The 13,682-nt window shown below is 63.8% G+C and carries 11 protein-coding genes; 7 read left to right on the top strand and 4 right to left on the bottom strand.

Going from position 1 to position 13,682, the window contains the following annotated elements:
• Positions 1-9: 9 nt before the first annotated feature.
• Both EKH55_RS00340 and EKH55_RS00335 read right to left on the bottom strand, forming a co-directional pair.
• Positions 10-786 (bottom strand): isocitrate lyase/PEP mutase family protein, encoded by a 777-nt coding sequence (locus EKH55_RS00340; protein WP_069459633.1) that lies wholly within the window; start codon positions 784-786, stop codon positions 10-12.
• Between the two features lie 170 nt (positions 787-956).
• On the bottom strand, positions 957-1,868 hold the full coding sequence (locus EKH55_RS00335; protein WP_069459634.1) for a DMT family transporter: 912 nt from the start codon (positions 1,866-1,868) through the stop codon (positions 957-959).
• 104 nt (positions 1,869-1,972) lie between these two features.
• Between EKH55_RS00335 and EKH55_RS00330 the strand changes: the two genes are divergently transcribed.
• On the top strand, positions 1,973-2,686 hold the full coding sequence (locus tag EKH55_RS00330; protein WP_106407885.1) for a pyrimidine 5'-nucleotidase: 714 nt from the start codon (positions 1,973-1,975) through the stop codon (positions 2,684-2,686).
• An 81-nt stretch (positions 2,687-2,767) separates the two neighbouring features.
• Here EKH55_RS00330 and EKH55_RS00325 read toward each other — a convergent pair whose 3' ends face one another.
• Positions 2,768-3,667 (bottom strand): LOG family protein, encoded by a 900-nt coding sequence (locus tag EKH55_RS00325; RefSeq protein WP_069459636.1) that lies wholly within the window; start codon positions 3,665-3,667, stop codon positions 2,768-2,770.
• Positions 3,668-3,983: 316 nt separating this feature from the next.
• Between EKH55_RS00325 and dapD the strand changes: the two genes are divergently transcribed.
• The 3 genes from dapD to EKH55_RS00310 all read left to right on the top strand — a co-directional run bounded on the left by dapD (position 3,984) and on the right by EKH55_RS00310 (position 7,253).
• On the top strand, positions 3,984-4,841 hold the full coding sequence (dapD, locus tag EKH55_RS00320) for a 2,3,4,5-tetrahydropyridine-2,6-dicarboxylate N-succinyltransferase (RefSeq protein ID WP_069459637.1): 858 nt from the start codon (positions 3,984-3,986) through the stop codon (positions 4,839-4,841).
• 2 nt (positions 4,842-4,843) lie between these two features.
• Entirely contained in the window at positions 4,844-5,227 is a 384-nt protein-coding gene (locus tag EKH55_RS00315; protein WP_069460007.1) for a DUF805 domain-containing protein, read from the top strand.
• 148 nt (positions 5,228-5,375) lie between these two features.
• Positions 5,376-7,253 (top strand): DEAD/DEAH box helicase, encoded by a 1,878-nt coding sequence (locus EKH55_RS00310; RefSeq protein ID WP_069459638.1) that lies wholly within the window; start codon positions 5,376-5,378, stop codon positions 7,251-7,253.
• Between the two features lie 11 nt (positions 7,254-7,264).
• Here the strand turns inward: EKH55_RS00310 and EKH55_RS00305 are convergent, their stop codons facing one another.
• The gene (locus EKH55_RS00305; protein WP_151610763.1) at positions 7,265-8,173 is read right to left on the bottom strand and encodes a LysR family transcriptional regulator; all 909 of its coding nucleotides are present in this window, start codon (positions 8,171-8,173) and stop codon (positions 7,265-7,267) included.
• Between the two features lie 136 nt (positions 8,174-8,309).
• Here EKH55_RS00305 and EKH55_RS00300 point away from each other — a divergent pair, with 136 nt between their 5' ends.
• The 3 genes from EKH55_RS00300 (at position 8,310) to EKH55_RS00290 (ending at position 13,653) form a co-directional block, all read left to right on the top strand.
• The gene (locus tag EKH55_RS00300) at positions 8,310-9,125 is read left to right on the top strand and encodes an alpha/beta hydrolase (RefSeq protein WP_151610762.1); all 816 of its coding nucleotides are present in this window, start codon (positions 8,310-8,312) and stop codon (positions 9,123-9,125) included.
• A 39-nt stretch (positions 9,126-9,164) separates the two neighbouring features.
• Positions 9,165-10,352 (top strand): efflux RND transporter periplasmic adaptor subunit, encoded by a 1,188-nt coding sequence (locus EKH55_RS00295; RefSeq protein ID WP_069459641.1) that lies wholly within the window; start codon positions 9,165-9,167, stop codon positions 10,350-10,352.
• A 115-nt stretch (positions 10,353-10,467) separates the two neighbouring features.
• Positions 10,468-13,653 carry an efflux RND transporter permease subunit gene (locus EKH55_RS00290; RefSeq protein WP_151610761.1) on the top strand — a complete coding sequence of 1,062 codons (3,186 nt, stop codon included), beginning with the start codon at positions 10,468-10,470 and terminating at the stop codon, positions 13,651-13,653.
• Positions 13,654-13,682: the final 29 nt, after the last annotated feature.

Here is a 13,682-nt window from a genome sequence, read left to right as displayed (position 1 = left end):
GGAATCAGTCTATTTTCCTCCACCCCCATAGACCTTCTCCGCCTCTGCGCGCAGCCAGGCGACCATCGCCCGATAGGGGAACGGACCGTAGCTGATGCGGCCGACGCCGGCGGCGGCGAGCGTGGAAACGTCCGGCGCGTCGGGCTTCATCATCACGTTCACCGGCAGCGGGGAGGCCGCGCACAGCCGGCCGATCAGGTCGGCATCGGCCAGTCCCGGCGCGAAGAAGCCGCTGGCGCCCGCGCCTGCATAGGCCCTGGCGCGGGTGATCGCCTCGTTGATGAGATCCCCGTGGCGGGTCTCGTCGCTTTCCTTCAGGAAGAGATCGGTGCGGGCGTTGATGAACAGCGAAACGCTCTGGCGCTCCGCCATTTCGCGAATGGCGCGGATCCTTGCAACCTGCCTGTCGGTCGGATGGATGCCGCTTTTGCCGACGATCTGATCCTCGAAATTGATGCCGATAACACCGGCATCGATAAGCTGTGCGACATTGGCGGCCCCCTGCGCCGGATCTTCCGAATAGGCGCCTTCGAAGTCCACCGAAAGCGGGAGATCGGTCGCGGCGAGGATTTCGCGGGCGACCTCGACCAGCAGCGGGAGCGGTATCTTCTGCCCATCGGAAAAGCCATGGGCTGCCGCGACCGACCAGCTTCCGGTCGCCAGCGCTTTGGCGCCCGCTTCGGCCACACAGCGGGCGCTGCCCGCATCCCAGATATTGTAGAGAATGATCGGGTCACCCTTGCGGTGGAGCGCTGCAAAGGCAAGCGCCCTTTCCTCCTGTGTCATCACATATCCTCCTGAACCACGAGTAAAAACTGGCGCGATAGAGTCCGGCTACCATTTGCCCCGTACGATGATCGCCAAGGCCGCCGTTCGGCAGATCATACGGCTTTGTAGCATCCTGCACGTGTGCCGTCCGCCGAAATTCGGGCATCCATTTTCCTGAATCCGGCCGCTCAGAGCACGAGCAGCGTCACCACGCCGAGCACGATAAGCAGGCAGCCGATCAGTTCGAGCCGGGTGATCCATTCGCGGAAGACGAAGAAGGACGAGGCGAAGGTGAAGAGCATCTCCACCTGGGCCACCACTTTGACCATCGCCGCCTGTTGCAAGGTCATTGCCGAAAACCAGCCGAACGATGCCGATGCGCCTACGAAACCGACGAGAGCCGCGGGCTTCCATGCGCCGCGAATGCGGCCGAGTTCGTCCGGTTCCCGCAGGACGATCCAGGCCAGCATCGCGAGCGTCTGCAGCAGGATGACGAAACTCAAGGTAAAGCCTGCCTGCATCAGGTAGTCGGGAGCGGGCAGGCTCGGCGCCAGCGCCAGCGATGCGGAGCGGTAGGAGACGGCGGAGAGCCCGAACAAAGTGCCGGAGAGCAGACCAGTCCCCGCGGTGCGACTGAAGACCGAGGTTAGTAGGGACCGGATGCTCAAAGTGGTGCGAGCAACGGAAATGAGCATAACGCCGACGACGGAAATGGCGATCGCAACGACTGCGCCGGGGCTCGCTTTCTCGCCCAGGAAGAGCAGGCCGAACAGGGCAGCCTGCGCCGGCTCCGTACGGGAATAGGCGGTGCCGACAGCGAAGTTGCGGAAGGAGAACAGGTGGACGAGCAGGAATGTGGCCGCGATCTGCGCCAGTCCGCCAATGGTCGCCCAGAGAAGAAACGTGCCGCCCGGCACCGGCAAGGCATGCCCCGACCGGTAGAGAAAGGCCAGGTAGAAAAGCGCGAAGGGCAGGCCGAAGCCGAAGCGTACGAAAGTGGCGCCCGTCGTTCCCATGACGCCCTTTAAGTGTTTCTGCATGGCGGAGCGGACATTCTGGAGGAATGCCGCGGCGATGGTGATGAGAACCCAGGTTTCCATATAGGCGGGCTAGCACGAGCGGGGGCGGCAATCCATCTCCAGCCATTGGTGGCGAAAAAAGAATTCCGTTTTCCTTCGCTCGCCGGCCATGCCATAAGGCGGCGATGAAGAAGCTCGATCGCCTGCCCACCCGTGCCGAATTCTCCCATGTCACCGACTGGGTCTTCGATCTCGACAACACGCTCTATCCGCACCACGTCAATCTCTTCGCCCAGATCGACCGCAACATGACGGCTTACGTGGCAGAACTGCTGTCGCTCGATCCGGCGGAGGCGAAGAAGCTGCAGAAGGCCTATTACCGCGATCACGGCACCACGCTTCAGGGGCTGATGATCCATCACGGCGTCGATCCGAACGACTTTCTCGAGCGGGCACACGCGATCGACTACAGCGTGGTTCCCGCGGATCCGGCGCTTGGCGAGGCGATCCGGGCCTTGCCCGGGCGCAAGTTCATCTTCACCAACGGCAGCACCGCCCATGCGGAGATGACGGCGCGCGCCCTCGGCATTCTCGATCATTTCGATGAAATCTTCGATATCGTCGCCGCCGATTTCGTCCCGAAGCCCGCCGGCGACACCTATGACAAGTTCATGAGCCTGCATCGGGTGGATACCCGGAACGCGGTGATGTTCGAGGACCTGCCACGCAACCTGGTCGTCCCGAAGGCACTTGGCATGAAGACCGTGCTGCTGGTGCCGCGCAATCTCGAATATGAATTCGTCGAAGCGTGGGAGACGTCGAGCGACGCGGATGAGCAGATCGACTACGTCACCGAGGATCTGACGGGCTTCCTCAGCCGCGTCGTTGCGACCGTGTAAAGAGTAAGCCGGAGAAGCTGCCGCTCCAGCCGTCTGGCCTGGCTTGCAACGTCAGGTGATTCCACCTGACTGCAAGATGCTCTATCGCCGGCCCGATGCCATGGGCATCGACTTCGGGTCAACCGTCTCGTAGAAGCGCACGATGACGTCCCAGGCCTCTTCCGCAGTTTCGACGAAGTGGACGAGATCGATATCGTTCGGCGCGATCGTGCCGAAATCCGCCAGAGCCTGGAAATTGATGATCGAGCGCCAGAATTTTTCGCCGAAGAGCAGGAGCGGCACGAGCGCCAGGCGCCCCGTCTGCATCAGCGTCACCGTCTCGAACAGTTCGTCGAGCGTGCCGAAGCCGCCCGGGAAAACTGCGACGGCCCTGGCGCGCAGCAGGAAGTGCATCTTGCGGATGGCGAAGTAGTGGAAATTGAACGATAGTTCGGGCGTAACGTAGCTGTTCGGCGCCTGCTCGTGCGGCAGCACGATATTGAAGCCGATCGACGGGGCGCCGGCGTCGGCCGCGCCGCGGTTTCCCGCCTCCATGACGCCCGGGCCGCCGCCGGTCACCACGACATACTCCTTGTGGCCGAGCTTGGCCGACTGCTCCGAGCAGAGCCGGGCAAACTTGCGCGCCTCGGTGTAATAGACCGACGCCGCCTCCAGATTCTTGCGCTGCGTTTCGTTCTTGGCCGCCCAGGCAGGGCCGCCGGGTTCGGGAATCCGCGCGCCTCCGAACATGACGATGGTAGAGTTGATGCCGCGCTCCGCGAGCATCATCTCCGTCTTCAATAGTTCGAGCTGCAGACGTACCGGGCGCAATTCCTCACGGCATAGGAAATCGTCGTCGACATAGGCGAGACGATAGGTCGGCGAAGCGGATTGCGCCGTGAGCGGGACGGTGGAGGCGCGTTGCCTGCTTTGCTGGCTGTCCGCCAGCGGATCCCAGACCCCGCCTCTGCGGCGAAGGCTTCGCTTTTTCATGCGTCCCATGTTTCGCCTTTCCCGTCGCGTTCCGGATAGCCGACATCTCGTCCGGACACGCCCTCATAAATCTCCTCAGCCATAAGTGGGTCTCTCTGCCGGAAACGGGGAGGCTTGCCAAGTCCCCCAGTGGAAGAGAGTGGAGGAGCGGCGTAAAAGGTCCTCAACTTTCTGCCCGAGGCGATGGGAACATACGTCTTTCTGCCGTGTGTCGCTCGCGACGCCCCACTGGATTGCCATTCCATTTCCGTCCTTGAATCGATTCCGATTTCGGGATTTATGCAGTAGAGCTTGCTGGACAACCGCTGACCAATAAGGAATTCCGATGACGAACCACGACCTCGCCTCCCTATCGCAGACGATCGAGACCGCCTTCGAAGATCGCGAGGCCGTCAACACCGGCACGCGCGGGGTGATCCGCAACGCGGTGGAAACGGCGCTCAATCTGCTCGACAGCGGCAAGGTGCGTGTGGCCGAGCGGGGCGAAGACGGCACCTGGACGGTCAATCAGTGGCTCAAGAAAGCCGTTCTGCTGTCTTTTCGGCTGAACCCGATGGAACTCGTCAAGGGGGGTCCGGGCGACTCGGTCTGGTGGGACAAGGTTCCCTCGAAGTTCGACGGCTGGAGCGTCAACGAATTTGAGAAGGCCGGCTTTCGCGCCGTGCCGAACTGTGTCGTCCGCCGTTCCGCCTATATCGCGCCGAACGCAGTCCTGATGCCCTCCTTCGTCAATCTCGGCGCCTACGTCGGTGAAGGGACGATGGTGGACACCTGGGCGACCGTCGGCTCCTGCGCCCAGATCGGCAAGAACGTGCATCTTTCGGGCGGCGTCGGCATCGGCGGCGTGCTCGAGCCGATGCAGGCCGGTCCGACCATCATCGAGGACAATTGCTTCATCGGTGCCCGCTCCGAGGTTGTCGAAGGCTGCATCGTCCGTGAAGGCTCGGTACTCGGCATGGGCGTCTTCATCGGCAAGTCGACCAAAATCGTCGACCGCGCCACGGGCGAAGTGATGTACGGCGAAGTGCCGCCCTATTCCGTGGTCGTCGCAGGCTCCATGCCCTCGGGCTCGACCATGGCCAACGGCCAGCCGGCCCCGAACCTCTATTGCGCCGTCATCGTCAAGCGGGTCGATGAGAAGACCCGTTCGAAGACCGGCATCAACGAACTTCTCCGGGACTGATGATGGCGGAGGAGGGGCGGCAGCCGAGTATGACCTGGCTGTTCTTCAGCCCCTCCGGCCGGATCGGCCGCCTGCCGTTCTTGCTCTCCTGGCTTTTCTGGCTCTTCACGGGCGGTTTCCTGCTGGCGCAGGTCTTGAAATATGAGGGCCAGGACGCGGCTCTGACGCTCTGGACGCTGGCGCTGGTCGCTTCCGGATTCCTGTCGACCGTCTCGCTGGTCATGCTGGCGATCAAACGTCTGCACGATATCGGCTATCCCGGCCCGCTGGCGCTCTGCCTCTTCATTCCGGTCTTGAGCCCGATCGTCTTCATCGCCCTCTGTCTTTGGCCGGGCTCCCAGGGCGCCAACGAGTTCGGCGGGGACCGAAACGCCCCCCGACGTTAGCCCCTGTACATTCGTGCTGCCAGCGCGTATGTAGCGGCCCAATTGAACTGGCCGCGACGTGTTGGCCGCGGCAATCGACGCCTGATGACGACCTGTTCAAGGGCTCGCTCGTCTCTCGGCGCGAAGACCGAAATCCGAAAGACGAGACATGAAAGAATTCGAAGGGATCGCGCCGGCGATCGCCGAGGCGTTGGCAAAACGCGGTTACGAAACGCTGACGCCCGTCCAACAGGCAATGCTCGACCCGGCGATCGAGGGCAGCGATGTCCTGGTTTCCGCCCGGACCGGATCCGGCAAAACCGTTGCCTTCGGCCTGGCGATGGCCCCGACCCTGCTTGACGAGGCGAAGCAGTTCGGCGGGCCGGCTGCACCGCTGGCGCTCGTCATCGCACCGACGCGCGAATTGGCGCTGCAGGTCAAGCGCGAGCTCGAATGGCTCTATGCGCCGGCGGGCGCAACGATCGCCTCCTGCGTCGGCGGCATGGATATCCGCAGCGAGCGGCGGGCGCTTGAGCGCGGCGCGCATATCGTCGTCGGGACGCCCGGCCGGCTCTGCGACCACATCCGCCGCGACTCTCTCGACATTTCGGCTCTGCGGGCCGTGGTTCTGGACGAGGCCGACGAGATGCTCGATCTCGGCTTCCGCGAAGATCTGGAGTTTATCCTCGAGGCGGCGCCGGCCGAGCGGCGGACGCTGATGTTCTCCGCGACCGTGCCGCGCGCGATCGCGACGCTCGCCAAAAACTACCAGCGCGACGCCGTGCGCATCGGCATCGCTTCGGAAGAGAAGCAGCATGGCGACATCGAGTATCGGTCCCTTCTCGTCGTCCCGAGCGACCGCGAGAACGCCATCATCAACGTGCTGCGCTTTTACGAGGCGCGCAACGCAATCGTCTTCTGTTCGACACGCGCTGCGGTCAACCATCTGACGGCCCGCTTCAACAATCGCGGTTTCTCGGTGGTGGCCCTTTCGGGGGAACTCAGCCAGAACGAGCGTACCCATGCGCTCCAGGCGATGCGTGATGGACGCGCCCGCGTCTGCATCGCGACCGATGTCGCCGCGCGCGGCATCGACCTGCCGGGGCTCGAACTCGTCATCCATGCCGACCTGCCGACCAACCCGGATACGCTGCTGCATCGCAGCGGTCGTACCGGCCGGGCGGGGCAAAAGGGCGTGAGCGCGCTGATCGTACCGGTCAACGCACGCCGGCGGGCGGAGCGGCTGCTCGAAAGCGCACGCATCACCGCAACCTGGGCGAAACCGCCCTCGGCCGACGAGGTGACGCGACGCGACGAGGAGCGCCTTCTTGCCGATGCCGCCTTCGACGAGCCATTGCGCGACGACGAACGGGCAATCGTGCAGGCGCTGATCGAGCGTCAGGGTGCGGAAAGACTGGCTGCCGCTTTCCTGCGCCAGTTCCGCGCCCGACGGTCGGCACCGGAGGACCTCTCGGAAGTGTCCCTCGCCGACGATCGCCGGAAAACCAGGCAGGACGGTCCTTTTTCGCTGCGCGACGACGCGGCGCCGGTTTGGCCGGATTTCCCCGACGGCCGCTGGTTCGCGCTTTCGGTCGGACGCAAGCAGAACGCCGAGCCGCGCTGGCTGATCCCCATGCTTTGCCGCCAGGGCGGGCTTTCCAAGCGCCAGATCGGCGCGATCCGCCTGCAGCCGCAGGAGACCTTTGTCGAACTGTCGGCGGACGGCGCGGAAAGTTTGCTGGAGGCAATCGGCCCCGGTCGCACACTGGAAAAGAGCATCCGCGTCACACCGCTGACAGGCACGCCGGACTTCTCTCGGCCATCGTCGGACAAGGCGGAGTTCACAAGAAAACGGCCTCCACGGGTGGAGCGCGAAGCGTCAGAGTTCAAGCCGGGGCACAAAGGCAAAAAGAACCCGGGGCAGGAGATCCGCCCAGAGAGGCCCGGAGAGACACTGCCTGGCAAGAAGAAATCCTATCCGGGCGCCCAAAAAGAGCGCGGCGGCTTCAAGCCAAAATCCAAACCCAACAAGCCGCAGCAGCGATAGGCCGGTTTGATTCAGCCCTCCATCTGCGCCTGCGCCACTGCCTTCACTACCCAATCGGCGAAGACACGCAGGCGGCTGCTCAGGTGCCGGTTCGGCGGATAGACGAGATAGATGGGCGTCGGGTCGATCTCCCAATCGGGGAGCACCGGGATGAGAGTGCCGGCGCGGAGATCGCCGCGCACCATGAATAGCGGCGCCTGGATGATGCCAAGGCCTGCGCGGGCGGCGGCGAGATAGCTCGTCGATTCGTTGGCGGCCACGACATAACGGCCGTTTACTTCGATCTCTTCATTGCCGCGGCGGAAATGGAACGGCATCTGCCGCCCCGTCTTCGGCAGGAAATAGCCGACGACATAGCAATTCTTCTCGAGATCGGTCGGATGTCCGGGCATCGCGTGCCGGCCGAGAAAATCCGGCGAAGCGCAAGATATGAACTTCATTTCCGTGATGCGGCGGGCAATCAGCGACTGGTCCGTCAGCGTGCCGGCACGGATGGCGCAGTCGACATTCTCCGCGAGATAATCGACGGTACGGTCGGAAACGCCGAGATCGATCTGGATATCCGGATATTTCCTGTGAAATTCGGGTAGCGCCGGGATGATGATCAGGTTGGCAAAGGCGCTCGCCGTTTCTACCCGCAGCCGCCCCTTGGGCAGTCTTTGCGCAGTCGACAGGCTGCCGTCCAGTTCGTCGAGGTCGGAGAGGAGGCGGGCGGCGCGTTCGTAGTAGAGAGCGCCGTCTGGCGTCACCAGCACCCGCCGGGTCGTGCGGTTCAGAAGCTTGGTGCGCAGATGCGCCTCCAGGCCCTGGATCAGATTGGTGACTGTTGCTTTAGGCATGTTGAGGGAGGCGGAAGCGCGAGTGAAATTACCGGTTTCCACCACCCGTAGAAACACGCGCATGGCCGTGAGCTGATCCATTTCAACAACCGAATTGTTCGAAATACCGAATAGTGTAGTCGAATTCTACGGACTATTCCAAACGAAAGACAATGGTATGATTGGAATATCGCGGGTTGTCCCTCATTTAGGGATTCACCCAGCGCGGAGGCAAGAGATGGAGACGCATTTTACCGAAGAGACGATGCAAACGCACCGCGGTTCGTGCGGTGCGCGCGTCTATCGCGGCGGGTCCCTGCTGTCGCCGCCGCCGGTCGTGCTGCACCTTCACGGCGGGAGCTTTGTCGGAGAGACGGTCGCCGCAGGCGAAAAGGTGGCGACTGCATTGGCCGCCGCCGGCGCCGTCGTCGTCGCGCCTGACTATCCCTCCGCCTGTCTCAATCCATTCCCTGCGGCGATCGACGTCGCCTATTCGATGCTCGCGTCGATGCGTGGCCGCTGCCCGCAATTCGCGCACAAGAAATCGATGCTGTTCGTCGCCGGCGAGGAGGCGGGCGGCAATCTAGCGGCCGGTCTGGCACTGATGGCGCGGGACCAGTACCTGACCGATCTCAAGGGTCAGATTCTCCTCTCGCCGCTGCTCGATCCATGTCTCGCTACGCCGTCGTTCCGCAAGTTCTGTCCGCAGAGCTCGGCGCAGTCGATCGCTAACGGCTGGCAGCAATATCTCGGCGAAGACAGCGGCCTGACCCACCCCTATGCGGCACCCGGCCATTGCACGCGGCTTGGCGGTCTTGTTCCGGCGCTGATCATCACCAGCGAGGAATGTCCGATGCGTGACGAGGCCGAGGCCTACGCCGAGCGGCTGCGCAAGGCCGATGTTCGGGTCGAGTTCCACCTGCTGCCGGGGCGCGCAGCCTGGCTGACGGCGAATGGCACGGCCGAGCATCACTGGCTTTCGCAGCAAGAAATCATTTCCGGCCTTTTCTCCCGCTTCTTTCAAGCGGCGGGGGCGAAGCCGACCAGGCAGTAATCGAAACCAAAGCCGGCTCCCAACCGGCAAGGAGAAAACATGACGTCGACCATTGCCCGCCGGGCCCTTTGGGGTGCCGGCCTCAGTATCCTGTTGTCCATCACCGGCGGTGCTGCTGTTGTATTCGGCCTGCCCACCCGATCCCAGGCGGACGCCACGGCCGCGGCGGCACCGCAGGCAATCCCTGTTTCCGTTGCCAAGGCGGAGACGCGCCGGATCACGACCTGGGAGAGCTTCTCGGGTCGTCTTGAAGCGATTGAGCGAGTCGAGATTCGCCCCCGCGTCGGCGGCGCTATCCTGAGTGCCAACTTCCGCGAGGGGGCGCTGGTCGAGAAGGGCGACCTGCTCCTGACGATCGATCCCGCGCCCTATGCCGCCGCCGTCGAGCGCGCCGAGGCGGAGGTCGCGGCCGCAGAAGCAAGGGTTGCGCTTGCAAACACCGAGCTCGAGCGCGGTCGCAAGCTCGTTGCCACCAATGCGATCCCGCAAAGCGGCGTGGATCAGAGGCTAAGCGCTTATGACGAGGCGCAGGCGAATGTCCGATCGGCCAAGGCGGCGCTCCGTTCCGCGCAGCTCGACCTGCAGTATACGGAGGTGCGGGCACCGATTACCGGGCGCGTCGGAGCGCTCGAGGTGACGGCCGGCAATCTCGTTGCAGCCGGCACGGCTTCGCCGGTGTTGACGACAATCGTCTCGATCGATCCGATCTATGCGAGCTTCAACGTCAACGAGGAAGTCGCCGCCGCCACACTTGCCAAGCTTTCCGGAACGGATGCAATCGAGCGCATTCCGGTCCAGATCGGCACCGCCGCCGACGAGGGCACGCCGATCGAAGGCCACATCCAGCTGATCGACAATGAAGTGGACGCGGCGACCGGCACCATCCGTCTCCGTGCGGCGCTCGCCAATGCCGACGGGCGTTTGATCCCGGGCCAGTTCGTCCGCATCCGCATCGGCGACCCGGAGCCGGGGGAGAAGCTGGTGATCAGCGATCGCGCGATCGGATCGGACCAGGACAAGAAATTCGTGCTGGTCGTCGGCCCCGACAACACGGTCGAATACCGGCAGGTGACACTCGGCCCGACCGCCGATGGCCTGAGAATCGTCGAGAACGGCCTGGCTCCCGGCGAGACCATCGTTGTCAACGGGCTGCAGCGCGTGCGCCCCGGCGTGATCGTCGCGCCGCAGCCGGTCGAGCAAACGACGGCGTCGATCGCGAAGCCATAGCCTATCGTCCCAAGGGGGCGTCCGAACACAAATCTGCATGCGCCGAGCCGGCGGACAAGCATTCTTGTCCGCAAAAGCCCCGCCGCGTGCCTGACTTGTCCCAAAGGGGGATGACATGAACTTCTCACGCTATTTCGTCGACCGCCCGGTCTTCGCGGGCGTTCTCTCCGTCCTGATCTTCGTCGCGGGCCTGATCGGCATGACCGGCCTGCCCATCTCCGAATACCCGGAGGTGGTGCCCCCGCAGATCGTCGTTCGCGCCCAGTATCCCGGCGCCAACCCCGCCGTTATCGCCGAGACTGTCGCGACACCGCTCGAAGAGCAGATCAACGGCGTCGAGGGCATGCTCTACATGCAGAGCCAGGCGACTGCCGACGGACTGATGACGCTGACCGTCACCTTCGAACTCGGCACCGATCCGGACCAGGCGCAACAGCTGGTGCAGAACCGCGTATCGCAGGCCGAGCCGCGGTTGCCGGAGGAGGTGCGCCGCCTCGGTGTCACTACCGTCAAGAGCTCGCCCGACCTGACGCTCGTCGTGCATCTCATTTCGCCGAACGGGCAATACGACATCAACTATCTGCGCAACTACGGCGTGCTCAAGGTGAAGGACCGGCTGGCGCGGGTCGAGGGCGTCGGCCAGGTGCAGATCTTCGGCGGCGGCGACTATTCGATGCGTGTCTGGATCGACCCGGAAAAGGCCGCCGCGCGCGGGCTTGCGGCGAGCGACATCGCCAATGCCATCCGCGGGCAGAACGTCCAGGCGGCCGCCGGCGTAATCGGCGCCTCGCCCTCCGTCCCAGGGCTCGACCTGCAGCTCTCGGTCAATGCGCAAGGGCGTCTGAAAACGCCCGAGGACTTCGCCGAGATCGTCGTCAAGTCCGGCGCCAATGGCGAGATTACGCGTCTTGGCGACGTCGCGCGCATCGAGATGGGTGCTGCCGACTACTCGCTGCGCTCGCTCCTCGACAACAGCGCCGCCGTCGGCATGGGCGTTTTCCAGGCCCCGGGTTCGAACGCCATCCAGATTTCCGAGAACGTCCACAAGGTCATGGCCGAACTGAAGCAGACCATGCCGGAAGGCGTCGATTACGAGATCGTCTACGATACGACGCAGTTTGTCCGGGCGTCGATCGAATCGGTGGTACACACCCTGCTCGAGGCGATCGCGCTGGTGGTGCTCGTGGTGATCGTCTTCCTGCAGACCTGGCGCGCCTCCGTCATCCCGCTCGTCGCCGTTCCCGTCTCGATCGTCGGCACCTTCGCGGTTATGTATGTCTTCGGGTTCTCGATCAACGCGCTGAGCCTCTTCGGACTGGTGCTGGCGATCGGCATCGTCGTGGATGACGCGATCGTCGTCGTCGAGAACGTCGAGCGCAACATCGAGCAGGGCTTGTCTCCGGTCCAGGCCACCTATCGCGCCATGCAGGAGGTCTCCGGTCCGATCATCGCGATCGCCCTAGTGCTGGTTGCGGTCTTCGTGCCGCTCGCCTTCATCACCGGGCTCACCGGCCAGTTCTACCGCCAGTTCGCACTGACCATCGCGATCTCGACTGTGATCTCCGCCTTCAACTCCCTGACGCTCTCGCCGGCGCTCGCCGCGCTTCTGCTCAAGGATCATCGTGCGCCGAAGGATCTGCTGACGCGGGCGATGGACAAGGCCTTCGGCTGGTTCTTCCGCGGCTTCAACCGCTTCTTCGGAGCGAGCTCCGGGGCCTATGGCCGAGGGGTCGGCGGTATTCTCACGCGCAAGTCGCTGATCATGGGCGTCTATGTCGTGCTTCTCGGTGTCACGCTCGTCCTGTTCCGCTCCGTCCCCGGCGGTTTCGTGCCGGCGCAGGACAAGCAGTATCTGATCGGGTTCGCGCAGCTGCCGGATGCGGCCACACTCGACCGTACGGAGGACGTGATTCGCCGCATGAGCGACATCGCGATGAAGCATCCGGGCATCGAGCATGCCATCGCCTTCCCCGGCCTTTCGATCAACGGCTTCACGAATTCTTCGAATTCCGGCATCGTCTTCGTCTCCCTAAAGCCCTTCGAGGAGCGCACGACGCCCGAGCTTTCCGGCGGTGCGATCGCCATGCAGCTGAACCAGCAATTCGGGGCGATCCAGGATGCCTTCATTGCCATGTTCCCGCCGCCGCCGGTCCAAGGCCTCGGCACGACGGGCGGTTTCAAGCTGCAGATCGAGGACAGGAACGGCCTCGGCTACCGGGCCCTCGACGATGCCGCGAAGGCTTTCCTGGGCAAGGCGATGCAAGCGCCGGAGTTGGCTGGACTCTATTCGAGCTACCAGATCAATGTGCCGCAGCTCTATGCCGACCTCGACCGCACCAAGGCGCGCCAGCTTGGCGTGGCGGTGACGGACGTCTTCGAGACGCTGCAGATCTATCTGGGCTCGCTGTACGTCAACGATTTCAACGCCTTCGGCCGGACCTACAGCGTGCGGATCCAGGCGGATGCGAGCTACCGCAGCCATGCGGACGACATCGGCAAGCTGAAGGTACGTTCGGCCTCGGGCGAGATGATCCCGCTCTCGGCGCTCCTCAAGGTCGAGCAGACGGTGGGCGCCGAGCGGGCAATCCGCTATAACGGCTTCCTCGCCGCCGACATCAATGGCGGGCCGGCTCCGGGCTTCTCCTCGGGCCAGGCGCAGGCGGCGGTCGAGCGGATCGCGGCGGAAACGCTGCCGCCCGGCATTAGCTTCGAGTGGACGGATCTGACCTACCAGCAGATCCTCGCCGGCAATTCAGGCATCCTCATCTTCCCATTGGCGCTGCTGCTCGTCTATCTCGTGCTCGCCGCGCAATACGAGAGCCTGCTGCTACCGATCGCCATCATCCTCATCGTGCCGATGGGCATCATGGCGGCGCTGGCGGGCGTTTGGCTAACGGGTGGCGACAACAACGTCTTCACGCAGATCGGTCTGATCGTGCTTGTGGGGCTATCGGCGAAGAACGCGATCCTGATCGTCGAGTTCGCCCGCGAACTCGAGCTCTCCGGCAGCAATGCCGTCAGCGCCGCGATCGAGGCGAGCCGGCTTCGGCTCCGGCCGATCCTGATGACCTCCATGGCCTTCATCATGGGCGTCGTGCCGCTCGTCACCTCCACCGGCGCCGGCGCGGAAATGCGCTCGGCCATGGGCATCGCGGTCTTTGCCGGCATGATCGGCGTTACGGCCTTCGGCATCTTCATGACACCGGTCTTCTATGTGCTGATCCGCAAGCTCTCGGGCGAAAGGCCGCTGAAGCATGCGGGAGCCCGGATCGAAGCGCCGCATCTCGCCCCGGGCGAATAGGCTTGTCCGATCAGGATGGAAGCGGGCCG

Source organism: Sinorhizobium alkalisoli (genome assembly GCF_008932245.1).
Lineage (GTDB): Bacteria > Pseudomonadota > Alphaproteobacteria > Rhizobiales > Rhizobiaceae > Sinorhizobium > Sinorhizobium alkalisoli.
This window is presented reverse-complemented; position numbering and strand designations above follow the sequence as displayed.

What these genes read in the sequence shown, in the direction of transcription:
- EKH55_RS00340 (WP_069459633.1), bottom strand. Translation starts at nt 786, where the DNA reads ATGACACAGGAGGAAAGGGCGCTTGCCTTTGCAGCGCTCCACCGCAAG.
- EKH55_RS00335 (WP_069459634.1), bottom strand. Translation starts at nt 1,868, where the DNA reads ATGGAAACCTGGGTTCTCATCACCATCGCCGCGGCATTCCTCCAGAAT.
- EKH55_RS00330 (WP_106407885.1), top strand. Translation starts at nt 1,973, where the DNA reads ATGAAGAAGCTCGATCGCCTGCCCACCCGTGCCGAATTCTCCCATGTC.
- EKH55_RS00325 (WP_069459636.1), bottom strand. Translation starts at nt 3,667, where the DNA reads ATGGGACGCATGAAAAAGCGAAGCCTTCGCCGCAGAGGCGGGGTCTGG.
- dapD (WP_069459637.1), top strand. Translation starts at nt 3,984, where the DNA reads ATGACGAACCACGACCTCGCCTCCCTATCGCAGACGATCGAGACCGCC.
- EKH55_RS00315 (WP_069460007.1), top strand. Translation starts at nt 4,844, where the DNA reads ATGGCGGAGGAGGGGCGGCAGCCGAGTATGACCTGGCTGTTCTTCAGC.
- EKH55_RS00310 (WP_069459638.1), top strand. Translation starts at nt 5,376, where the DNA reads ATGAAAGAATTCGAAGGGATCGCGCCGGCGATCGCCGAGGCGTTGGCA.
- EKH55_RS00305 (WP_151610763.1), bottom strand. Translation starts at nt 8,173, where the DNA reads ATGGATCAGCTCACGGCCATGCGCGTGTTTCTACGGGTGGTGGAAACC.
- EKH55_RS00300 (WP_151610762.1), top strand. Translation starts at nt 8,310, where the DNA reads ATGGAGACGCATTTTACCGAAGAGACGATGCAAACGCACCGCGGTTCG.
- EKH55_RS00295 (WP_069459641.1), top strand. Translation starts at nt 9,165, where the DNA reads ATGACGTCGACCATTGCCCGCCGGGCCCTTTGGGGTGCCGGCCTCAGT.
- EKH55_RS00290 (WP_151610761.1), top strand. Translation starts at nt 10,468, where the DNA reads ATGAACTTCTCACGCTATTTCGTCGACCGCCCGGTCTTCGCGGGCGTT.